General features: G+C 54.9%; 15 protein-coding genes, 1 tRNA gene and 1 pseudogene. 8 read left to right on the top strand and 9 right to left on the bottom strand.

What is annotated here, in order from left to right:
* Positions 1–1,285 (top strand): SBBP repeat-containing protein (locus CFLAV_RS12750; RefSeq protein WP_007415147.1); only part of this gene is annotated, 1,285 nt, incomplete at its 5' end.
* 72 nt (positions 1,286–1,357) lie between these two features.
* Here the strand turns inward: CFLAV_RS12750 and CFLAV_RS12745 are convergent.
* Positions 1,358–1,978 (bottom strand): phosphoribosylanthranilate isomerase, encoded by a 621-nt coding sequence (locus CFLAV_RS12745; RefSeq protein ID WP_040548395.1) that lies wholly within the window; start codon positions 1,976–1,978, stop codon positions 1,358–1,360.
* Between the two features lie 275 nt (positions 1,979–2,253).
* Between CFLAV_RS12745 and CFLAV_RS12740 the strand changes: the two genes are divergently transcribed.
* Complete coding sequence (locus CFLAV_RS12740; RefSeq protein WP_007415145.1) at positions 2,254–3,969, top strand: SBBP repeat-containing protein; 1,716 nt, start codon at positions 2,254–2,256, stop codon at positions 3,967–3,969.
* Positions 3,970–4,101: 132 nt separating this feature from the next.
* Positions 4,102–4,701, top strand: coding sequence for an NAD(P)H:quinone oxidoreductase (gene wrbA, locus CFLAV_RS12735; protein WP_007415144.1), 600 nt, complete (start codon positions 4,102–4,104; stop codon positions 4,699–4,701).
* Between the two features lies 1 nt (position 4,702).
* On the opposite strand, the gene ilvA is transcribed toward wrbA, so the two are convergent.
* Positions 4,703–5,944 carry a threonine ammonia-lyase gene (gene ilvA, locus CFLAV_RS12730; RefSeq protein WP_007415143.1) on the bottom strand — a complete coding sequence of 414 codons (1,242 nt, stop codon included), beginning with the start codon at positions 5,942–5,944 and terminating at the stop codon, positions 4,703–4,705.
* Between the two features lie 200 nt (positions 5,945–6,144).
* Positions 6,145–6,879 (bottom strand): carbonic anhydrase family protein, encoded by a 735-nt coding sequence (locus CFLAV_RS12725; RefSeq protein ID WP_007415142.1) that lies wholly within the window; start codon positions 6,877–6,879, stop codon positions 6,145–6,147.
* A gap of 233 nt (positions 6,880–7,112) precedes the next feature.
* On the opposite strand from CFLAV_RS12725, the gene CFLAV_RS12720 reads away from it, so the two are divergent.
* Positions 7,113–7,988 (top strand): formate/nitrite transporter family protein, encoded by an 876-nt coding sequence (locus CFLAV_RS12720; protein WP_007415141.1) that lies wholly within the window; start codon positions 7,113–7,115, stop codon positions 7,986–7,988.
* 85 nt (positions 7,989–8,073) lie between these two features.
* On the opposite strand, the gene CFLAV_RS12715 is transcribed toward CFLAV_RS12720, so the two are convergent.
* Positions 8,074–8,703 (bottom strand): hypothetical protein, encoded by a 630-nt coding sequence (locus CFLAV_RS12715; protein ID WP_150107394.1) that lies wholly within the window; start codon positions 8,701–8,703, stop codon positions 8,074–8,076.
* A gap of 109 nt (positions 8,704–8,812) precedes the next feature.
* Between CFLAV_RS12715 and CFLAV_RS12710 the strand changes: the two genes are divergently transcribed.
* Positions 8,813–8,888 (top strand) — tRNA-Arg (locus CFLAV_RS12710).
* A 370-nt stretch (positions 8,889–9,258) separates the two neighbouring features.
* Here the strand turns inward: CFLAV_RS12710 and CFLAV_RS12705 are convergent.
* From CFLAV_RS12705 to CFLAV_RS12685, 5 genes and pseudogenes are all read right to left on the bottom strand, one after another.
* A complete protein-coding gene (locus tag CFLAV_RS12705; protein ID WP_150107393.1) occupies positions 9,259–10,662 on the bottom strand; it encodes an ATP-binding protein in 1,404 nt (467 codons plus the stop codon).
* Positions 10,663–10,664: 2 nt separating this feature from the next.
* Positions 10,665–12,326 (bottom strand): response regulator, encoded by a 1,662-nt coding sequence (locus tag CFLAV_RS12700; protein ID WP_007415138.1) that lies wholly within the window; start codon positions 12,324–12,326, stop codon positions 10,665–10,667.
* 282 nt (positions 12,327–12,608) lie between these two features.
* Positions 12,609–13,235, bottom strand: coding sequence for a hypothetical protein (locus CFLAV_RS12695; RefSeq protein ID WP_007415137.1), 627 nt, complete (start codon positions 13,233–13,235; stop codon positions 12,609–12,611).
* Between the two features lie 340 nt (positions 13,236–13,575).
* Positions 13,576–14,397: pseudogene (locus tag CFLAV_RS12690) on the bottom strand (DedA family protein/thiosulfate sulfurtransferase GlpE); the annotation flags it as partial.
* Between the two features lie 254 nt (positions 14,398–14,651).
* A complete protein-coding gene (locus CFLAV_RS12685) occupies positions 14,652–18,056 on the bottom strand; it encodes an ATP-binding protein (protein WP_007415135.1) in 3,405 nt (1,134 codons plus the stop codon).
* 236 nt (positions 18,057–18,292) lie between these two features.
* Here CFLAV_RS12685 and CFLAV_RS36500 point away from each other — a divergent pair, with 236 nt between their 5' ends.
* The 3 genes from CFLAV_RS36500 to CFLAV_RS12670 all read left to right on the top strand — a co-directional run bounded on the left by CFLAV_RS36500 (position 18,293) and on the right by CFLAV_RS12670 (position 23,940).
* Positions 18,293–19,159 (top strand): prepilin-type N-terminal cleavage/methylation domain-containing protein, encoded by an 867-nt coding sequence (locus tag CFLAV_RS36500; RefSeq protein WP_083808893.1) that lies wholly within the window; start codon positions 18,293–18,295, stop codon positions 19,157–19,159.
* 69 nt (positions 19,160–19,228) lie between these two features.
* Positions 19,229–21,529 carry a hypothetical protein gene (locus CFLAV_RS12675; protein WP_007415133.1) on the top strand — a complete coding sequence of 767 codons (2,301 nt, stop codon included), beginning with the start codon at positions 19,229–19,231 and terminating at the stop codon, positions 21,527–21,529.
* A gap of 188 nt (positions 21,530–21,717) precedes the next feature.
* Positions 21,718–23,940 carry a carbohydrate binding domain-containing protein gene (locus CFLAV_RS12670; protein WP_007415132.1) on the top strand — a complete coding sequence of 741 codons (2,223 nt, stop codon included), beginning with the start codon at positions 21,718–21,720 and terminating at the stop codon, positions 23,938–23,940.
* The last annotated feature ends 34 nt before the right edge of the window (positions 23,941–23,974 follow it).

Here is a 23,974-nt window from a genome sequence, read left to right as displayed (position 1 = left end):
CTTCAACAACACGTGTACCTTGGGCGCCTTTACATTAATCAATCCAAACCCTGCCGCCCTGAAGCTGACGCCGTTTGTCGCCAAGTACGATTCTGCTGGAAATGTTCTACGAGCTCAAATGCTCAGTACAAACTCCGTCTACTTGGCAGCGATGGCGCTGGATTCATTTAATAATCTCTATTTAACTGGAAGATTTTACGCAACTGCGAATTTTAGCGGTATAAGCTTGGTGAGTACAAATTCCTCGAACGGAACTTCTTTTTTGGCAAAATACGATCCGAACGGAAACATTCAGTGGATACAACTTGTATCAGGAACAACTCATGCCATTGCCGTAGATGAAGCTGGTAACGGTTTTCTGACGGGAGGTTTTAGTGGAAGAGTAGCAACGTTCGGGAGTCTTTCCGTGACGAATTCCAGCTTATTAGGCACTTACGTGAATATGTTTGTGGCTAAGTTTGACAACGCTGGGAACTGGCTTTGGGCAAGCCAGGGCGGTGGGAGTGGGTCATTGGCGGATTGCTACGGGACCTCGCTTGCTGTAGACACGGACGGCAATTGTTATGTATGTGGAGACTATAACCATTCCTTTGCCACCTTTGGTTCAGTAACGCTTCCAGCTCTAAGCGTTTTCAGTAATGGCTTTTTGGCGAAGTACAATTCTGCAGGGGCGGCTTTATGGGCGATCAGGCTGGGAGGTAGTGGTCCAGATGGGCTTGCCTCTGCTAATGAGTTTAACTCTTTGGCTTTGGACTGCGTAGGCAATGTTTTCATTAGCGGTCAGTCTTCCAGCACAAACGTTAGTCTCGGCTCCATCACTTTGACCAATACAAATGCATATAATTTACAAACAAATGCCCATAATTTAAGCATTTTTGCTGCAAAGTTTGACTCCAGTGGAAATGCTCTTTGGGCAAAGCAGGCATTGGGTGCGTACACTGGCGAGTTTAGCGGAATTTCTGTGGATGCATATGACAACGTCTATTTGCTTGGTTCCTTTGATGGGCAAGGAATCTTTGATGCGCTTACATTAAACTCCCCGAATAAGCCTTGGTTCTTCATCTCACGCATAAATGGTCCCGAGCTCAGTTTGTGCTCTGCAAATAGCCAAATGTTAGTTGCCTGGCCAACCAATGCGGTTGGCTTGCATTTAGAGAGCACAGGCGACCTGAATGCCAACGCATGGTCCGCCATGCCTAACGAACCCACTGTGATCGGAACTCAAAATACCGTGACTGTGAGTGCTTCCGGCAGCAGTCAGTTCTTTCGCCTTTCAGGACCTTAGATTGCGTACAACGGCGGCTGAAATAAATCACAATGATGCTTCAGCATGACTAACTCACAAGGCGCTTCGACTTTACGAAGCGCTTTTTGCTGCCTGGATAAAGGCCCTCACCTTTGCATGGTCCTTCTTTCCTGGGGCCGATTCCACGCCGCTGGACACATCCACGGCATAAGGCTGCACCTGGCGAATTGCATCGGCAACATTCTCCGGCGTCAATCCGCCTGCCAAAAATATTGGACGACCACGATTCTTCGCCGCGACGGCTAAATCCCAATTAAACTTCGCGCCTGTGCCACCCAGTTGACCAGCCACATACGCATCGAGCAACCAGGCGTCCGTGGGATAATCCGTCAATGCATTTAATGATTCTGCATCCTTGATGCGAAAAGCCTTGATGCTCATCACGGGAAAAAGCTGGCAAAACTCCGGCGTCTCCTCGCCGTGAAACTGCAGCACATTCAACCCACAATCAGTCACGGCACGCGACACCAATTCCTCCGTTGGATTCACGAACACGCCTACCTTGATGACATAGGGTGGAAGTTGATTCGCAATCTTCGCTGCAGTTTGCAGCGACACATTGCGCGGACTTTGTTCATAGAACATGAGCCCAATGGCATTGGCTCCTGCCTCGGCAGCCGCCATGCCATCTTCGATATTCGTAATCCCACAAATTTTAACAACCGTGCTCATGTCCGTGGCCCAGCATGCCATCATCCACGCCAAACGACAACCCACTGGTGCGACGACAATTGTGGCCTACAATTTGCTCCTTTTCAGCCAGGGAAAATGAAAAACCCAGGATTTCCAGAAAATAAAGGCGGTTTCGCGCCAAACAGCAGAGTCACTGCTCTGCTGCTGACTATAATTGGGACAGCGGCAGGTGTCTTCTTTTGCTCAACGGCACAGGCACAGCCCTACAAGGTCAACGCGCCCTGAGAACCAAAAGCATCCCTTCTCTTAATGATATGAAAAAAACAATTATGAAATTTATTGCTGCTGCTGTGGCATGCGTATCTTCTGTCCTTACACTCTCGGCATCCCCTGTGGATCCATCCTACAAAGTGGCGTGGGCCGAGAAATTCGGAAGCTTTTCGTCCTCTGCTTGCTTATTCGGAATGGACAAGGCCGGAAATTTTTACGTATGTGGATATTGGAGTTCCTCCTGGAATGCTCCTGCTCTCACCATCGGGAACCAAACCTTGACCAATCGGAGTGTTTACGATGCGACTAACCCCTACAGTCAACTATTTGATACCTTTGTAGCCAAATTTAGCCCGGCAGGAGAGCTGGACTGGGTGCGGCAAATTGGGGGCAACGGAGCAGATGAGGTGATCAAGATGTCGGTTGATAACGCAGAGAATGTTTATTTAACCGGATATACTTCGAGCACTAACTGCCTCGTGGGCACCAACCAGATAAGCACCGTGGGGGGCGAAGACTTCTTTATCGCCAAATATGATTCACAAGGCAACGCGCTTTGGGTTCGTCAGGCAGGAGGGAGTGGTTATGAAGTGGGAACAGGACTTGATGTGGATCCACAAGGAAACGTCTTCGTTGCCGGGACTTTTAATTCCCCAAGCGTCGCCTTCGGAACCAATATTTTAAACTTCTCCGGTTCGAATTCAAACCAGCCTGCCAGTTTCCTCGCCAAGTATAACGCCTCAGGAGACCTGATCTGGGCCCGCAGTGTGAGCGACCAAAGCTATGCTTACCCGATTAACATCCTAGGCACTGCTTTCCCGATTATCAAAGTGAACCATCAGGGCCATATTGTTTTAGCGGGCTCCTTTCAAGGAGCGGTTGATTTGGGCGGCATGACGTTGACGAATTCTGATGTTGCCACCTCCCAAGCCAGCTTCATTGCGAACTACGATGAGATGGGCAATTTAATTTGGGCGCGGCAAACCTTTACTGGAATCTACGCTTGTAACACTGCTCTGGCGATTGACGCTCAGGATAATATTTACGATGCAGGGTATTTTTGCAGATCCACAGTAAGCCTGGCCGGCATCGTGCATACGAACCAAGGTTTCCCGGTGGGAGATTCCTTTCTAACGAAATATGATCCCGCAGGAAATCTTTCCTGGTCTTCCTTCGTCACGGGCACCGCTGATGAGTCTATCAGCAATATTTCCATTGATGGTTCGGGAAATCCTTACATTTTTGGGTATTCCAGATCATCGGTCACAACTTTTGGCATTATGGCTGTTACCAACCAGGGGGCTTATTTTCCCAATGTGGACGACTCAACACTGGTTGCAAAATATGCCCCGGATGGAAACATTCTGTGGGCCAGAACAATGGCCTCGACGTCCCTGGAGAATTACGGTTCGGGGTTGGTGGTGGATAATCTGGGAAACATCTTTGTGGCTGGGAATTATATGCTGGGTGGTTACACAACCTCATTTACTTTCGGAGAAGTAACTTTGCCGGTCTCGACGTATAGCAGCGGCTATTTTCTCGCGAAGATCAACGGCCCAATGTTGAGCGCAAGTTCATCCGGCAACCAACTCACCCTTTCCTGGCCGACCAATGCTGTGGGTCTGCATTTGGAGGGTGCCGCCAGCCTCAACGGCCCATGGTCGGCATCGGCCAACGCGCCAACTGTGACTGCCGACCAAAATTCGGTTAGCGTGGATGCTTCCTCGGGCAGCCAGTTCTTCCGATTGAACGGACCATAGTCATGTAGGGCCCCACCTCCTTATCCAGCTGATTGACGAATCAACGTTGTGCATCCATGTTTGCGCAACTCGGTTGCTCGCATGAGCTTCGTGAGATTTTAAATCAGTTCACAATCATCGGAAGGGAAGTCTATGACGAAACTATTGGTGCTTTATTATTCGATGTACGGGCACATCGAGACCATGGCGAACGCTGTTGTTGAAGGAGCGCGGCAGGTCGAAGGTGTGGAGGTGACGCTTAAACGGGTGCCGGAAATCATGTCCGACGAAGCCGCGAAGAAGGCGGGAGCAAAGCTGGACCAGGCCGCCCCGATTGCTTCACCCAAGGAGCTTGACCAGTACGATGCCTTTATCTTTGGAACACCGACCCGCTTCGGCAACATGGCGGCGCAGATGCGCAATTTTTTCGATCAGACCGGCAGCCTGTGGGTGAGCGGAGCCTTGATTGGCAAGGTGGCCAGCGTGTTCACCAGCACTGGCACCGGGGGCGGCAATGAATCAACCATCATGACCTTTGTTCCAACTCTGATCCATCAAGGCATGATTTATGTCGGACTGCCTTATTCGTGCCCGGAGTTGGCCGATATCAGCGAGCTCAAAGGCGGCTCTCCCTGGGGAGCAGCCACAATTGCCGGCTCCGACGGTTCACGCATGCCGAGCGCCAAGGAACTTTCCATGGCGCGCTTTCAGGGCCAGCACGTCGCCACTATTGCTCATAAGTTAAAACCATAGCTCATGCTGCCGGACGCGCGGGAGTGAGCTTTACCCCCTCGTGCTGCAATAGGCGATTGATCTCCGAGATATGCGAACGATCACGCGTCTCCACGGTACACAGCACATGCACAGTGGATAAATCAGGACCGGCGAACGTGCGGTCATGCAATACTTCGGTGACGTTCGCACCGGTGGAAGCAAGGAGAGTGGAGAGTTGTGCCAGACCGCCCGGTCGATCACTGATGAGTGCGTCGAAACGATAGATACGGCCATCGGCAGCCAGTCCTTTCTCGATGACCCGGCTATGCGTCAGAGGATCGATATTGCCCCCGGAGAGGAGCAACACCACTTTCTTTCCCACCAACTCCGGCAACTCGCCGCCTAGCAATGCGGCCAACGGAGCGGCGCCCGCGCCTTCCACGATGGCCTTTTCAGCTTCAGCGATCCGCAGTATTGCCAGCGCCAGTTCCTCTTCACGAACAGTGACGACACGATCCACCAGGGAAGCAGCGATCCCGTATGTATGGCGTCCTACTTCCGCGACAGCCAATCCATCTGCCAACGTAAAACGTGCGGGAATGTGCACCGGCTTGCCCGCGTTCAAGGCTTCGGAGAACTTCGGCGCATTGCCCGGCTCCACGCCGATGATCGTGACCTCAGGTCTTAAGGCTCGCAGCACCGTTGCCACACCCGCAAGCAAGCCACCGCCACCCACTGGGACCACCACTGCTTCCAGATCGGGAACTTGTTCCAGTATTTCCAAGGCCACCGTACCCTGGCCAGCGATGACATTTAAATCGTCAAATGGATGCACATAGGTGAGTTGCTGTTCAGTCGCCAATTCGCTGGCATGCGCGCGTGCTTCCTCAAAAGAATTGCCGTGGAGAATAACCTTCGCCCCGAATCGTTGGCATCGACTCACCTTCACGAGTGGCGCAAACTTCGGCATAACGACGGTCACGGGTATTCCCAAACGCCGGCCATGCCAGGCCAATCCTAATGCATGATTCCCGGCGGATGCCGCCACGACTCCCCGCTCCGCCTCGTATGAGGAAAGCAAGCTGAGCGCATTGCACGCGCCCCTCTCCTTGAAACTGCCGGTGCGCTGCAGATATTCCCGTTTGCAATACACCTGGCTGCCGGTCAATTCCGACAGGGCAATCGACTCCGTGCAGGGCGTCTGGATAATGGCACCCTGCAGACGTTGATGGGCCGCAGTGATGTCGTGGAGCGAGAGCTTTTCAGTTGTTTGGGTTTTCATGGGGGCTTTGGAACAACAAAAAAGCCCTGAGTTTTCACTCAGGGCTGGATTTGAAATTCGCTTTTGATCGATGCGCGACTATCCCTGCCCCGAGAAGGAGCCAATAATGATCGCCATGATCATAATCGGTTGGACAGTGATGTTACGCATTTCTGGCTCTAAAGTGGCGATTTCTCGCACGGTTGTCAAGTTTCGTGAAGTTAACGCGCTGCGGACGGACTCACCAGAAACCGCACCCGGCCGGTCTTCACATCATACATGGCGCCGACGAGAGCAACGTCTCCGCGGTTGATAAGATCGTTGAGTATGCTGCTCCGCGAGCGAATGGTTTCCATGCTCACCACCACATTGTCCTCAGCCACTTTATCAACGAACGACTGATTCTTCGAGGATCTATCCTCACCCGGCGGAGTTTTCACGGCTTCCACGGCCGGTTGAATGTGTGCCAGGAGTTCGGTGATATGCCCCATTTTCGTGCCGTCACAAGCTGCCCCAACTGCGCCGCAACCCGTATGCCCCACCACTAGAATCAATTTGGCCCCGGCAACCTTGGTCGAGTATTCCAGGCTGCCAAGAATGTCGTCATTGATGATGTTGCCAGCAATTCGCGCATTGAAGATATCACCAATGCCCTGATCAAAAATAAGTTCGGCAGGAGCGCGCGAATCAATACAACTCACGACGGCCGCGTACGGATATTGATGCGCGCTGGTTCTCTTTACCTGTTCGCGGAGATTGCGATGCAGTGAATGGCCGGAGGCAAAGCGCTCGTTGCCTTGCTTTAGCATTTCCAAAGCTTGCGGTGGCGTGACGGCACTTTGGGTTTCATGGGTCTGGGTAATGTAGCTTGGACGCGCCGAGTATTCCTGGCGCGTTGAGGTGCAACCGCTCCAAACGAGCACGGTCGCAAGTAGCAGCAGGCAGGCAGATTTCATAGGCTGACAATGGATTGTAATCGTCGCTGATGGCTCAGCCAGGTCTTGACTTGCACACTCCGCTTTAAGACGGGAAAGCACAAGTGCGATTTTTCAGGGACAAGGCCGGATCGTATCGATTTTAAAAAAGCGGGTTTTGGGTGAATACCCCTGTTGGTTTGGAAGAACGAACAACTTAGGTTGGGATTGTTGCCCAAGGAATCAGGGAGCAAAGTTCCATCCGGCATTTCCAAATGAAGGAGCGGTCATCAGCCAAAGGGAATCTCGACCGTCGCCAGGAGCAGGAGGCGAATCCTGCGGAGAAGGAACAGTTGCGCGAAGAGGAGGAGGTGCAACATCGGACCGCCATCGGCGCGCACGTCGTATATGAGGCCATCCTGAAAGAAGGGGAACAGGAACTGAGCCGGCCCGCCTCGGCTCTGGCGTTCTCCGGACTGGCTGCCGGGTTATCGATGGGGTTTTCCTTTCTCACTCAAGGATTTCTCGAGGCGCATTTGCCGGCAACCAAATGGGCGCCGCTCGTTGCCAAGTTGGGATATTCCGTTGGTTTCTTGATTGTCATCCTCGGCCGGCAACAACTCTTCACTGAAAATACCCTCACGCCAGTGTTGCCGTTTTTGAGGCATCCGAATATCCGCACGTTGTCACAAATTGCCCGGCTTTGGATTGCTGTGTTCCTCGCCAACTGGGTGGGAACGATGCTGTTCGCATGGGTGCTGGGGCATTCGTCCATTATCGAGGACTCTTCGAGGGATACGTTTCTTAAAATTGGTCGCCAAGCCATGGGCGACAGTTTCGGCGGGACAATGCTGAAGGCAGTATTCGCGGGCTGGTTGATTGCATTGCTCGTCTGGTTGTTGCCGTATGCAGAAACCGGACGGGTTACGGTCATTATCATTATGACCTACGTCATTGCGCTGGGTTCCTTTAGCCACATCATCGCCGGTTCAGTGGACACCTTCTATCTGGTGGCCCTTCACGATCGCACCTTCGGTCAATACCTGATCCAATTCATGCTGCCAACGTTGATCGGAAACATCATCGGGGGTATCGCCCTGGTAACGGCACTGAACCACGCGCAAGTGGTGGCGGGTACTGATCATGATTGATCGGGACTACTTTTAAACTGCCAATTAAATGCCTGGCGCCAGGCATGGTTCCAACCACGAAGATTTAACCCTGAACCGAAGTCACTTAAGGTTTGCGGCGCGATCGTTTACCCTTGGAGGCAGCCTGGTCCGCCGGGGCCTTATCCGCCTGTTCCTTGGCCAAGGCTGCGGCCTTGGCTTGGGCGTCCTGGGTCTGCTGAACATATTGAGCCTGAGCACCGGCGGCTTTTTGGGCTTCGTCTGCGCTTTGAGCATTCCACGCGCGGTTCTTTTCATCCAGCTTGGCCTGCTCGGCCTTGATATTATCCGGAGTAAGTTTTAATGCCTCCAGGATTGCGGGATGCAGTTTCGCGAAATCGAAGGACTCCAATTGCAGATCGCTCTTGAAAATAATCTTCCTGCCAAACGCACTTCTAAACTCGGCATTGGTCATGAGCACCGTGTTGTTGGTGGAAACAATTCGGCTGAACACCATCGGATTGGTGGACAGCAAGGTAAAGGGAGGCTCAGAGACGCCTGATTGCCCCATGACTCCCAAGGTGGATACGAACAAAATGAATGCTGCAACGGTCGTTTTCATATAAGAAACGCGGGTGAAACCTCCATTAATAAAACTCCACGCTGGTGAGCCCGTCAATCTTAAATCCTCCGGAATGCCTGCCTCGTGCGTAGATTCGGGCTCCTGCGCCGCCAGAACGAATTCGAGCCAAGCCACTTTGCTTTCAGGACTTACAACCATGCCCCGCATTCCGCCCCCGAACCGGCCATGAAACACCTAAGTACTCGCTTTTTGAATCAAGGTTATTATAATTGGGAACGAGTTTGCTCCCGTAGCTCAAATGGATAGAGCAGCGGTTTCCTAAACCGTTGATCCCGGTTCAATTCCGGGCGGGAGTACCAGGCTTACTTTTTAACCCGCCAAAGCTGGCTTCTCCAACTGGTGACACATTCAGCTTGGCGAAAATGCTACGCAGATGTCTGCCGCTGTGTCTGTATCATGCACGAACCGTAACTCATGGTACATCTTTATCTAATCTTACCAGATCGCAGGATTAAATGTCATGCCTCAATTGGCAGAAGCTGGTTTTAAAACTTCGTGCGAGCTAAAGCATACCGACGAAGTCAAGGTTTACCCGCAGAACTCATTGTGTATAAAACGAGTTTTGAATTGATCACTGCATTCCGAGCCTATTCCGTGAGCCACACATTCTCCGGACAATGCACTCAACCACCAGTGATCAAAGCGAATGCCCGGTGAAACCTCATCGGCTTAAGTGGGAGGAGTGGCGGCTTGTTCGTGGTGGATGGGAAGTCGGACTTTGAAACGAGTTTCGCCAGGACGGGATTCGAATTCGATTTCACCGCCGTGACGGTCGCCGATAATCCGGTTGCTGATGATCAGGCCAAGACCAGTGCCGGTGCCAACTGATTTCGTGGTAAAAAAAGGCTCGAACATGCGCGACTGGACATCCGCAGGAATGCCAGCCCCGTTGTCCACGATTTCAACCACCAGCTGGTCATGTTCCAGGCTGGTGCCGACGCAGATTTTACCAGTGCCATTTACCGCGTCGATGGCGTTATCAATAAGGTTGGTCCACACCTGATTGAGTTCGCTGCCGTAAGCCATGATGCGCGGCACGGAGCCATCAAATGCCCGGACCAGTGTCACATTCTTCAGTTTGTGGCCCAGTATCGTCAAGGTGCTCTCAATTCCCTCGTGGATATCCACTTCCTGCATCGGAGAGCGGTCCATGTAAGAATAGGATTTGACGGCCTTGACCAATTCCGCAATGCGCCCCGTGCTTTGATCCACTTGATTAACCAGCGACTTCAGATTAAGGCGAGCCTCCAGCCAACAAAAAGCATCCACATGGCTCACCGGCGGAAGTTTGTCAGTCAATTCAGCCAGCCAGGCCGAGTCCAATCCGGCATTGACGAAGGTAGGGGCGATGTCCCAGGCGCCAGGCACGCCATGAGCATCCAGCCAGTTGGCGATGGATTCCGCATGGTCACTGCGCGCGAGCGAGTCGAGCACGGGAGCCTTTCGTTCGGAAGCCTCTTGTGCGGCATTTAAAAGATGTTGCCAATGCTCAGTCTCAAGCACGTGACCGAGTTGGCAGAGAAGCGATTGGACTTTGTCCGAGGTTTCCTGCAGGTGGGCGGCGGCTCGCCGTGCCGCCGACGCCGGGTTGTTCAATTCGTGGGCCAATCCTGCCGCCATGGTGCCCAGGGAAACGAGTTTTTCCCGTTGCTGCGAGTAGCCTTCCATGTTCCGCATCCGGTTTGAGGCGGAACGAAAAATCTCCCGGGCCACGGATTGGCAGGTGGTCAACATCCGCCAAAAACTCTCTTCATCCAGTCGGAACAACCGGGCGGGCTTTGACACGCGGGCGACGGATACCCAGGGAATGTCCAGCAGGAGCATGACTTCGCCCAGGTAGTTTCCCGGCTTGGTAACGCCCATGAGAATTGACTGGCGATCGTAGGTGCGCGTGATACGAACTTCCCCTTCGAGCAGCACATAAAAGAACCCGGTCCGTTCCCCTTCGGCACCCAGTACCGCGCCGGCTGGCGCTTCAATTACTTCACCCGGTTCCAGGCAACCCAGTTGCGCATCGGTCAGCCCGGCAAACAGAGGCGTGGAACGGACCTGTTGGAGTTCAATTGGGCTCATGGTCATAGCAGGCCGAGGTATTGGTGAACGAGCTTCACCGCCATGGCACCTTCCCCCACTCCCGAGGTGACGCCTTTGGCGGAGCGATGACGGACATCACCGGCAACGAAGATCCCCGGAACGCTGGTTTCGAGATAAAACGGGTCGCGCTCCGCAGTCCAGCCAGGCGGGCGTCGGCCTTCGAGCATGAGGTGCTGCCCGGAAATCAGGTAGCCTTGCGCGTCCCGTTCAACGATGTCGGCGAGCCAGTCCGTCCGTGGGACAGCGCCGGCGTAAATCAATAGCGCGCTGGCGGAGACAGTTTCCGTCGCACACGTTTTGTTGTTCTGAATTGTAATGGTTTCACAGTGGTCAATGCCTGCCACAGCGAGGACACTGGAGTTTAATTTCACCTCGATATTCTTCGTCGCAACGATCTGGTTTTCCAGGTACTGCGACATTGAATCCGACAACCCGTTACCGCGCACCAGCATCGTGACCTTGCGGGCGAGCTTGGAAAAATACAGGGCGGCCTGGCCGGCGGAATTTGCACCGCCGACGATGTAAATATCACCTTCCCGATAGGAAAACGCGTCGGACATCGGCGCATAATAATAAACGCCGGAGCCGCTGAGCCGGTCCAATCCGGGCACGTCCAGTTTTCTGAAAGCAATCCCCGTGGCAATGAGCAGTGCCCGGCAACCGATCTCCGAGCCATCCGCGAGCGTCAGCACACGGGCGGGACCTTCGACCCTGACGCCCTTGACTTCCTGTGGCGCGAGGATTTCCGCACCAAACCGCCGGGCTTGAGCCACTGCCCGCCGGGCCAGATCGTTACCACTGAGCCCCATCGGAAAGCCGAGATAATTCTCGATGCGGGAACTTCGGCCCGCCTGTCCGCCGGGGGCTTCCCGTTCGATGAGAAGCGTGTGCAAACCATCGGCAGCACCATAGACGGCAGCAGCCAGGCCAGCCGGTCCGGCGCCAACCACCACCAAATCGTAAAATGGAAACTCTGCCTTGGTTTTCAATCCCAGCTTGCGAGCAACCTCCGCCGTAGGCGGGTTGTTCATGAAGGAGCCATCAGGAAAAACCACGATCGGCAGGGAGGTGGCGTCGGCGCCAGTAGTGCTAAGCAGTTGCTTCGCCGCCTCGTCCTTCTCAATATTGAGCCATTGGTGGGGCACAAAATTGCGTCCCAGAAAATCACGCACCTCGACCGAATGCGGTGACCACTGATTTCCAATGACCCGCACGCCCTGAAAGGTGGGATGATAGGAAGCCTGCCAATCATCGAGCATGTCATCGACCACTCCGTAAAGCCGTTCCTCCGGCGGATCCCAGGGTTTCATCAGGTAGTGATCGATATGAACACTATTGATGGCGCGAATAGCCGCATCGGTGTCCGCGTAGGCAGTCAACAGCGCCCGCTTTGCTTCCGGATAAAGTTCAATTGCCTTTTCCAGGAACTCCACGCCAGACATGCGCGGCATTCTTTGGTCTACAAGGAAGAGAGCCACGGGCTCATTGCGGAGTTTCAGCTGTTTGACTCCTTCAAGAGCTGCTGCGCCTGAATCTGCGGAGATGACTCGGTAACGATCTCCGTATTGCCGGCGCAGATCCCGTTCCACGGCCCGCAGCACGCCCGGATCGTCGTCCACTGTCCAAATCACTGGTTTCATCATAATTGCCTATCGCAAGTTTATTTGGTTTGAGGCATCGCTGGCCTTATCGAAGAAGTTTACAACTTCACTCGTGGGTTATGTAATGCTGTGCCGAAGGAAGAGCAACCACGAAGTGAATAATCATCAGGTTTATCGTCATATGGCCCAGTTTGAATTAGTAACCGGCATCCCGCATCCGAGAGTGTGAGCAATAAGGTCGCGAGACATTGTTCGATTCTGAAGAATCAACTGTGGACGAACATTATGTCAGAGGATTGTCTTTCACGATTGAGCGGCCATATTTCAGGTCAATGAGTTGACCTCAGGCTCGGCAGGCCAGGCGTCAGCGGGTATTTGCGCGACGCCAGGGTAGACAGCATACGCAGCCAGATTTGCAAGATTTACAACCCCGGTCCCTCCACCGCGCAATCGCATGTGGAAAGCAGTTTTGGACAACATGAACTGCATGAACGACTGGCTTTCGGCCGGTAACTTGATCGGGATTTCAACCATCACAAACACCGGAGAGCCGCCTTTCATCCGCAGATTAACGAATGAAACCAGCAAGTCGCCAACTGGCCTCGGTTCCTCCCGTTTGGCCATCAGCGCAGGTTGATCCAGGTGCGCATATTTATGAAATTCCTCTTCAGACAGCTCAACAATGTCCGTATAACCCGCCGGAAACCCCCAGCACTGGGAGAAAGTTTGAATGAAATCAACCCGGATCACCTCCGCCGAAACAAAGACAGTTTTGGAATTCCCGCTGCCGATAACGATGCGCGGCTTGGTAAAGAGCCTGGTCGGGTCGATGCTCTCCCATAGCTTTTCGGCCGCCGCTTTGTCGGTCTGGGCAAATGATTGAAGCGAGCCATCGGTGAGATGGAATTGTATCCTTAACGCAGGTGCAGAATCTTTTTCGTTTGAGTCCATTTTCACGGTGATTTGTGTTTTGTGCGATTCGCGACGAGAACGTCGTGTTGAGTAAGAATCTGCCGCATCGCTTGTTCAATCGGCAAGAGATTCTTTAGGCGGGTTCATAAGCATGCTTGAAACACTCATCAAAAGGCGAAACAGTCGCAACCCGACCCGAAGAAGTCGGCGTATTGGTTGCGCGCTCTCGCTCGAAAACCAACTGCTGCCCTGAGTATAAAGCCGAAGTGCTTCTTCGCAAGAGAGCTGGCTCGCGTCGGGATACATGGAACCTTTATGAGACATTTGCTGTTGCGTTCCCAGTCCGCATTTCCATTGGGTGGTCGCCTTCCCGCCAGGCATCAATTCCCCCCAGCAGGGGCCGCACGCGCGCGAAACCCTTGCGCTGGAGCAACTGCGCCACGCGGGCGCTGCTAACTTCATTGGGGCAGGAGCAATAAACGACGATGTCCCGGTCGTGTGGAAATTCGTGCCGCCGCCTCTCGATCTCGTCCAGGACGAGGTGGATGGCTCCGCGAATGACGGACGGATTCTGTTCCAGTTCCGCCTTGGAGCGCAAATCGAGAATGACCGGGTTCTCCCCGGCATCCAGGCTTTGGCGCAATTCCGCCACCGAGATCCGCGCCGTGCGCAACTCGCGCAGCAAGCTCCGCCGCTGCCAATATTTATAGGAAATGAAGGCTGCCGCCAACGCAGCCATCAGCCCCAAGGCACTCCCGCCGATGTGAACAATGGCTGCGGCGATTTGCTCCATCTGGCTGCTGAAAAAATGGCCAAGACAAAGATATAAACCTCCGTAAAGCAACGAGCCGAAGCCGTCAAAGAGGAGAAACCGGCCGATACCAACTCCTGCCATGCCGGCCAGTGGCGGCGCCACGGTGCTCATGCCCGGCACAAATTTCGCCACCACCACCCCGCGCAGTCCATAGCGCGTGAATACGTTTTGCGTTCGCCGAACGCACGAATCCGGCTCCAGCGAAATGCGGCAAAGAAAGCCCAAAACCTGGTTGCCTCGATACCGGCCGAGGTAAAACCAAAAAGCATCCGCGATCAGGCAGGCGATGACCGTGACCACGATCCCCAGGGACAGGCTGAATTTCCCGGTGGCCGAAAGGGCTCCCGCCGCCAGCAGCAATGGCAGGGCCGGGATTGGCAACCCCATCTGCTCCACCAAGATCGCCGCAAACAGGAGGGGCAGCCCATGCCGTATGAGAAACTGACTTGTTTCATTCAATCCGTTCATTCATTTCTTCAACTGCAGGTGAGTTTCCAGCATCCACCGCAGCCAGTCAACCCCACGCGCGCGGAACTCGGTAAAAAATCCCCTTCTCCGCATGTCGGCTTCTCCGTGGCTGTTTTTGGGTGTTCCGCCGGACTGAAACTTCTCGTCAATGGCAATCAAGGATGGCGCCTGCACTACTCCGTGGCGGCCGGCAGCAGGAGGCGGATGCTGACAGTGGTGCCCCGCCCGGTGAGGGAGGTCAGTTGAGCGCTGCCGCCCATGCGTGCGAGCCGTTCGGGAATGTTTTTCAAACCGTGGCCCTGTTCGATGGCGGCCTCAAGATCAAAGCCGAGACCGTTGTCCACGATGTCAATTTCCAGCAGTTGTTTCACGGTGCGGAGATGAAATTCCACCTCCGTGGCGTGGGAATGTTGCACGATGTTGTGCAGTGTCTCCTTTACCGCGAGAAAGAGATCGTGCCGCATCCGACCGTTCACCGTCGTGGCCGGCAGTGACACGGGAATTTTGAAACGGCAGGCGATGTTGGCGGTGCCCAGATAGTCCGCCGCATAGCTGCTCAAATAATCCGCGAGCGACTGCAATGAATTGGCCTCGGGATCCACGGCCCATACAATGACGTCCAGTGCCGAAACCAGGCTGTGCGCCTTGCCGGCAATGGCGGTGAAGAGGGGGAAAGCCCGGGCATCGGCCTCGCGCGAACGGAGGCCTGTGCTGGCCATAACGCGAATTTCCGTGAGGCTGGAGCCGAGATCATCATGCAGATCGCGCGCGATGCGGGAGCGCTCCATTTCCAACGCCCGTTCGCGTTCCGCCTTTTCGCGCCGGACATGCTCCCGTTCCAGCAGCCGGGTCCGCTGCTCCACCTTGTGGCGCAATTGCGTGATCCACCCGACTGCCGCGAGCAATCCGAGGAGAAGCGCAACGACGATGAACAGCAGGCGGCGCAGGTTCCACCACGGCGGACGTTCCAGTAATTGGATATCCGCAGCCGAATTCAACAGCAGCACAAACGACGAGAGATCGCTTTTTTGCCCCCTGGTCGGAGCCGCATAGATTCCGGTCAGCCGGAGCCGGCTGCCCAGCGGAAATTTCCGGGCCAGATCCTCCGGCGTATTGAACAACGCCTGGTAGCTGCGCAGGCCGGTTTGCAGATCCAGCATCCACGCCATGTCGGTGTGATGAATGCCAATCAGCCGGGCGTCCACCACTACGCGGGCGGCATCCAGGCCGTTTCTGGAAAATTCCGCATCCGGCCAGGGCCGCGCCATCGGCAGCGGGGCTGATCCAGTTTTGCGGGCCAGGGCCTCATGCAAAACTGGCGACGGCCCGCTCACATCCGGGATTCCCACCACATCTACCAGGTCGCCTACCGACAAATTGATTAGGTCAGCCGGACGGAAACGGAGACCCCGTCCGTCCGACATGAGGAAGAACTCGTCATCGCCCGCATGAACAACCTGACCGGAAACTTTCACGCGCTGGAAGCCGCTTGCGTGCAGGTCAAACCGGAGAAGGTCGGCAATGGTTTTGACGGGCGCGGCAAACGGCTCCGCCACGGGCAACTGCTCCGCCTCGATGACGGGGTTGCGGAACTTGATTTCACCCACGCGCACCTGGCGGGTTTGCGCGTCCCACTCTGCCAGCAGGCAGCCACGGATGCGCACCAGCGTGTTTTGCAGCCGGCGCAGCGTTGCTTCGCTGGTATTGTGTACTTGCACGTTGATTTTTCCACCGTCGGTCAGCAGGGTGACCGTGTTGGTCTGCACGGCGGTGATGATGCCGCGCACCTCGGCGTATTGTGAATCCAGGCTGCCACTGATGAGCTGGTTCCAGCTGGGTCGTGCCGGTTCGGGCATCTGGCCGCGTCCCTGCACGAGCAGTGTTTTTGCCACGATGACTGGTGCGAAATCGCCCGCCGCCGTTACACCGTTGATTTCCACAAAGTCACCTACCTCCAGCCCGTCGTGGTAGGCGGTATCAAAATTGAAAAACACGCCGCGAGTGTCGTCCTGCACCGCCGCCCCGAGCCATTCCACCTGGCAGGTGACGACGCCGCGCATCCGCACGGGATACTGGCGGGCAGCCTCGCTCACGCTCAACTGTTGCACCTGTGCGGCAGTAGTGAGCAGGGGCAGCGTGGTGGGTGGGCGGGCCAGGGGACGACAATACGCAGGATGGGCTACTGTCTTCACTCCGTCGCGCTCAAACTGGCCAAGAACTTCGATGTCAAGTCCGTTGGTCAGGCTTGGCATCTCCGCACGGACGGGGATCGTATCGAAACCGTCGTCCAGGATGAAGTTACCATCGGGTTGTAGCCCACTCACTCGCCCGTGCAGATGGGCGATGAAATTTCCCGGTGGCGCGGTGGACAAGCTGGCAATGGACGTCAAAGGATATTTGTCCCACTGCTCGGCAGCGATTTCCCTGACTTGGAAATTTGCCGCGCCGACCACGGACATGATGCCAAACTGCTTTTGTCCATCGAGCCCGGCAACCTGGCGGAGCAGGCCAGTGGCGCGCACAATGGCGTTGAGCAGCAGCGAGGGTGAAATGTTTCCGGGGTTTGCGAGCCACAGGCGGAGCGCGTGATTGCCGGACTGCAAACCGAGTACCAGCCCGTCCGCTTCCTGTCCGACAAAACTGATGCGGCCATCCAGCGTGACCCACTCAGCATTGGGCGGCGCGGCCGGGGATTGATCCAACCACGCACGACTGGCCGTAGGCGGGGTGTTGGAGGCGAGCAGGGTGATTTTCGGATGGAAGCCGCCGACGTAGAGTTCGCTGCCGTCGTCGGAGCGCACGGTGAATTCATATTCGCCCGTGCGTGGCACGGCCAGCCAGCCGCGAAATTGCATGGCCACATATTCCTCCGGCACCCGTAAGGCAATATCGAAATTTATGGCCGTGCCGGCAAGGGTTGGCATCTGGTTGCGCACGTCGTCCAACGTGGCGGGCGTGTCGTCATAGCAAAAATAATCCAGCCCGGACGTGATCTGGTTGGTGCCGCCCGCCACCCCGGCCGGTGCCCGAAACAGCGCCCCGGCCGGAACCGGCTGCGGCAGCATTTTCGGTCCGGACCAGCGCACGGCCAGATTGGCGGGATTCTTCGCGTTGAAATAAAAAAGCCGGATGGGTTGCAGTCCGGCTTCCAGATGAATGCGGCCGGATTTTTCTTCGACGGGATGAATGCCGCCGATGTTCACGACCGGCGCAGCAGCGATGGCCACCGACCACTGCCGACGGATCAATTCGCAGCGCGTGGCCGAAATCCGGAGGCGTTCACCTGGAAAAATCACGCGGCCAGGGGCATCCAGTTCGCAAACGGCCCGGCCCGAATCGTCTTGCAAGACCAGGGCGCACGCCGCCGCATCGGCCGCGCAGACGGTGACCGTGAGATCCACGTCACACTCGACGCGTTGCCTGGTTTCCACCGCCCGGCATAGTTCCTGGAGATTGGTTATGGTGATGAACGCCGGGCCATTGGCGGCATGGGTCGAGGCGGCTAATAACGTGGCCAGCAGGCAGATGCACCTAAAGAAAAACCCAAACCCACGCTGGCGTTGATGAATTGGGAACACAACTGCGGGATCCTAATTCAGAAAAACGGGCTGAACCAGCACATTCTCTGTTGTGGTTTGGATTCGGATGTGATTTAAAATGGGCGATTCTGAAGAATTACAGTATTTCATTCAATTTAGTAAATTTCCTTCACCTACTTTTAATCAGACCCTTTGGATTCCCGGTTATCGGACACATGTCGTATAGCAGCGTTTTCAAAACCGCTGTAATGTTTCCATCAATAGCCCAGACCCAAATGAACTTATTCAGCAACAACTACGCTGTTTGCGCGCCAATAGCCAACAGCCAGCGAACCATTCCTGTAATACCGTCAATGAAAAAGTTCAAAGGATTTACCTTAATTGAACTGCTTGTCGTTATCGCCATCATCGCCATTCTGGCGGGGCTGCTGCTCCCGGCGCTCTCCGCCGCCAAATTTAAGGCCAAGGTCATCAACTGCACCTCGAATCACAAGCAGTGGTGCCTGATGGCCAGCATTTACGCCTCGGATGACTCCCAAGGCCAAATGCCGTCTTTTCCTACAACCTCCTCCGGCGGGAATCCGACGGATGTGGCCACCAATTTTCTATCAAATTTGAAAGCCTATAATTTCTCCGTGCCGATGTTTTTTTGTCCGGTTAGGCAGTCCGAATTGGATGCTGCAAACCAATGGTTTTATTTGAATGGCACACCAAGTCATAAAAGCATCAGTTCGGTTGATGATCTGAACCAGTATTTTACATCTCCCACCGGGCGTTCGGTAAACGGTGGTTATGCCAAACTCTTTCATGATTGGTGGGTGCCGCGCACAACGACGTTGAGTAGCGGAACCTACTTTCCGGTGCCGACGGGTACGGGTCAATCGGCCCCTGCTGGTGTTGAGGCCTGGCCGCTAAAAACCACCGACAAAGGGGCTGCTTTCCAGCCCATCATCTCTGATTTGGCGGAGGGTAACGGGACAACCAATGTCAGCAGCATTCCCAAAAACGAAGCCCATTTCACCAGCTCCGGCCTGTCCTCCATCAATTGCGGCTACGCTGATGGGCACGTTGAAACCCATAACAAGTCGAAGATCGCCTGGCAGTTCACCGGCAACAATGGCGCACAAAGCTATTTCTATTGAAGCGCACTCCTTTTTTCATTTGCAGCACCCAAAGCATAACCCCAACTCAAGAAGCTAAAAAACCCATGTATGAAAATCGCTCAAAACATTAAGTCAACCGTCACCCTCTGGCGGGTGATGATTTTGGCCTCAGTGGCTGCCCCCGCCTTGTCCCATGGCCAGGTTGTAATCGGAGGCTGGCAAAACAACACTGGTGACGGGTGGACCGACAGCAGCGACGTTTCCATTACAAATGCCGCCAACATGCCGGCCAAGTACGAATTTGAAACCGGTGTGGTATCCGGTTACACACAAAGCTTGGGCATTCACGAAACCGGGTTTGGCAATGCTCGCCTGAAGATCAATTTGACCGGTGTTAGTGGTGCGCTGGCAGCCTTCACCAACGGCACCAAAATGCAGTTCACCTTCTCCTGTCCGCCGGATAGCGGCGCCGGGGCGGGTTACATGCAGTTGGTGCAATTTCAATACAACTCCCCGGGTTCCGGATTCCAGCAAGTCACCTCAGGTTGGACGAACAGTTTTTCGGCGACCGGCTCCACCAACAACAATTCGGCAACGGGCCAGCCGGTTTTTTTCTTCTCTCCCGGATCGTCGGCGCGTTCCCAGGTGGTCACCTGGGATTATTCACAGGTAAAGTCCAACATCATGAGCGCCGGGATTAGTTACCTGCAGCTTACTTTCGTATTCCAAACCGGCGGCGGTGCCCCAACCAATGTACTCATGAACAACGTCGTGCTTTTGGGGCCTCCCGCTCCACCCACAGCAACCACCAATATCATTGTGGATGATTTCGTGTCCGCTGGCGTCAGTTCATCCAACCCGGCCAACTACGACTATTATTCCAGCGCGCAAGTCTATTCCAGCGGCCAGATCACCAATGTCTGGGGCAACTGGTTTGGTGGTGCGTTTTCAAGCGTGCTCTGGGATTCTGCCACGGACGCGAGTAATAATCCGGCTTCCGGTTCGATGCGGGTTGATTTGAATTGGAGCAATGGCAGCCAGTTTGTCATGTGGGATCAGGGAACGGCGAACAATTTTTTTGCTCTGAACATCAGCGGGCTGCAGTTTACAAACTTCCAGTGTGATGTGAAATTTGCGCCTGGCTCGGCGTCGTCTGCCGGCACTTTTGGTCAGCCCATGTTTGGCCACCTACGCTTTGGCGATCGCACTTCCGGATATGGTCAGGACTGGTTTGGAGCCGTCGACATTGCCGCCACCAACACTGGTTGGGTGCATGTCAGCATTCCCCTTAATGCCATTGCTGATCCAAACTTGACCAATATTTTGGGCTTAATCATTGGAATAGACAGTGGTTTCTACAGCTTGACCCTCAGTGGAGCCTCTACTTTCTGGGTGGACAACATCAAATTCTCCGGCCCGGTGGCTGTGGTTTCCAATCCCCCGCCAGTCTTGAGTCTCCAGAAGGCCACGCCGGGCTTGCGAGTGTTTGCCGGATCTACGGTCAACACCTATGACCGCGAAGAGTTGGCCACGGTTGATACATCGCAATCGTGGATTGGTGGCACCTACCCGGTAACCTATTCGTTTAAACTTTTGAGCGCTCCGAGCCTCCAAGGCTGGCAGACTCACATGTTCTTGATTCCGACGAGTCCAGCCCCTTCAGGCGGCATATATAACAATGAATACATTGACTACCAGGCGGCCAATAGCCTCTGGCTCCAGATCAATGGCAGCTCGAACGGGACCTGCACAGCCAACGTTTCCTGGAAAACCAACCTGCCCAATGCGAACCCGAATCAGGTTGCGGTCAACATCACCAATTCAACGCCGGTTGGCACGTGGAAAGTCACGTTCAACAATGCCAACTCCGGCACTTTGACCGCCCCCGGCGCGAGTCCGGTGGCGTTCACCATCAACGACCCAACGGTGTCCACTGACTTTGCGAACCCGCTGGTCGCCATCTTTGGCATCCAACCGCAGAGCACGGCCTATTATGGATCCTACGTTGATTACGCCAGCATCAACATCAGCGGAGTCGCCGGGAGCGCTACGAGCGATGACTTCACAACCGCCAGCAGCCTTGGTGCGAACTGGGACATCACTGATTCGGCCTATGCCAACAGCATCGTGTTGGTGACCGCCGACAACCCTTATTGGGTTTCCTGGACGTTGCCTGACTTTGGCTTTGGTCTGGGCGTGGCTCCCAACCTGACCACGGGCCAGTGGATGTTGCCCGAGTTCTACAACAACTATAATGACGGCAATAACGTTCCCATCACCCGTCAGGAAGGCACGAAACGCTGGTCATTGATTCCTGCTGCCACCCTCCCAACGGTGGATGCCACCCAGGGCGGTGTGCTTTCACCTAACGCATATTACAGGCTGTTTAATCCGCCCTTGGTTAATTGAGCCGGCGTTTCGGTGTTTGATCTAGATCGCAACTCCGCGCAGCCCTTGGTTGCGCGGAGTTTTTCACAAAGGCAGAAGATGAATTTAAATGAAAGGGCTTAAACATTTTCAAAAGTAATCGGAAACCATCAGTCACCCATTCCTCAAAAGGAAACTGGTTCCTCATCGGAACCGCACTCGTCATCGGAGTGTTTCTTCAGGCTGGGATCGCGTCGGCACAAAATCTCGCGACAAACTCCGGATTTGAAACCGGCAATACCACCGGATGGTTTGCTTTCGGCTCGCCCGTTATTTCCGCGCAGACGAGCCAGGTTCACTCCGGCTCCTATGCCGCCCTGGTGACAAACCGAACGGCCAGCTACATGGGGATAGCCCAATCATTTAAAGGTGCATTCCAAGCCGGTCAAACCTACAACATTTCCGCGTGGCTGCGGCTCGTCAGCGGAACGAACCAGACCATGCAATTGACCATGCAAAAGGTGGATGGCGGCGGGACAGCCTACTCGGCAGTCGCTTCCGGTTCCGTATCCACGAATGGTTGGACGCAGCTTTCGGGGCAGTTCAGCTTTGATTATTCCGGCAGCCTCACTTCACTGGTTTTGTATGCAGAGGTTCCCAACAGCGCCAATGCCGCCTATTTTCTGGACGACCTTTTGGTTGAATCACAGAACACCAGTAATATAACCGCACAATCCACAGTGAATTGGACCAATACATTCCAGCGCATTGATGGCTTCGGCGCGTCCTCTGCCTGGCGCAGTAGTTTGACGACGGCACAAGAGGACATGTTTTTTTCCACCAACACCGGCATCGGACTTTCCTTGTTGCGGACACGAATTGCGCCCGGTGCCACAACCATCGAAAATAGCATCATGCAAATGGCCCAGGCCCGCGGCGCGCGTGTGTGGAGCTCGCCCTGGAGCCCGCAAACATCATTCAAATCCGCCAATGCCGACGGAGTCATCAGCGTCAACGGCGGCCCATTCATCGGCAATGCCGCCAACTATCAGGCCTATGCGAACCAACTCGCTGGCTACGTCGTCAAGATGCAGGCCACTTACGGCATTAACCTCTATGCGCTTTCCGTGCAGAACGAACCCGACACGGACACCACAAATTACGAATCCTGCGTCTGGACCGGCCAGCAATTCCACGACTTCATCCCGTATCTCTCCGCTGCGCTCACTGCGAGCAACGTCGCCGCAACCAAAATCATGCTGCCCGAAAGCATCCATTGGCCGAACACGAGCTTGCACACCCCAACCATGAATGATGCCGCGGTCGCGCCACTCATAGGAATCGTGGCGAATCACAATTATGACGGGCCGAATTTCCAAACCGGCGCTACCGCTCCACCCGTTGCCTTAAATAACTATGGCAAAGCATTATGGGAAACTGAGGTCTCAACGGGCGACAGTTTTGATGGCAGCATCACCAACGCCGTCTATTGGGCGGGACGCATCCACCAATTCATAACCGTGGCGCAGGTCAACGCCTGGCATTTTTGGTGGCTCATCTCGGGCACCGGAGGCAGCGACAATCAAGGGCTGACCGACAGTTCCGGGAATCCTGCCAAACGCATGTATGCGCTCGGCAACTTCAGCCGCTTCGTGCGCCCGAATTTTTACCGCATCGGCGTCAGCAATGCCGGCCCGGTGCAAATCAGCGCCTATAAGGATCCAACCAACGGCAACTTCGCCATCGTCGCCATCAACTCCGGTGCCACCACCGTCTCGCAGGTATTCAATCTGGCCGGCTTCACCACCACCAACCTCACGGCCTGGGTCACCTCCGCGACGCTGTCGCTTTCCAGCCAGACGCCGTTCGTCGTCAGCGGCTTGTCGTTCACGAACTCCATCGCGCCATTAAGCATTGTGACCTTCGTCGGCCGTGCCGTACCCGGCAACGTGAACGAAGCACCAGTTTTGGTTCCCATAGCTGATGCCACGATCGCCGCCGGCGCGAGTCTGACCATTACCAATACTGCCACCGATCCTGATGTACCACCGCAAACTCTGACCTACACCCTACTCAATGGCCCGGGCAACTCGGCACTAAATCCTTCCAATGGTGTCTTCTCGTGGCGTCCGCTCGTGAGCCAGCAAAACTCCACCAACCCTGTCAGTGTTCGCGTCACTGACAATGGCACACCGCCGCTTGCCGCGACCAACAACTTTGTTCTTACTGTCAGCGCGCTGAGTCCGCCCGGCATCCGTTCCATCGCCGTTGCTGAAACGCAGGTCAGCCTCGGGATTACCGGCTCACTTGGGCCGGACTACACACTTTGGTCCACGACGAATCTGACCGACTGGCAGCCCCTCGTGACCAACACGCCAGCGACAATGCCGCTCACCATCACCATCACAAATACCAATCCGCAACGCTTTTACCGCCTACAGCTTGGGCCGTGAGTTGGTGTGGGCGTTTGACCCGATGCTGTGAAAA

It is taken from the genome of Pedosphaera parvula Ellin514 (genome assembly GCF_000172555.1).
Lineage (GTDB): Bacteria > Verrucomicrobiota > Verrucomicrobiia > Limisphaerales > Pedosphaeraceae > Pedosphaera.
The sequence above is the reverse complement of the archived record's forward strand: the minus strand, read 5'-3'. Positions and strand labels throughout refer to the sequence as shown.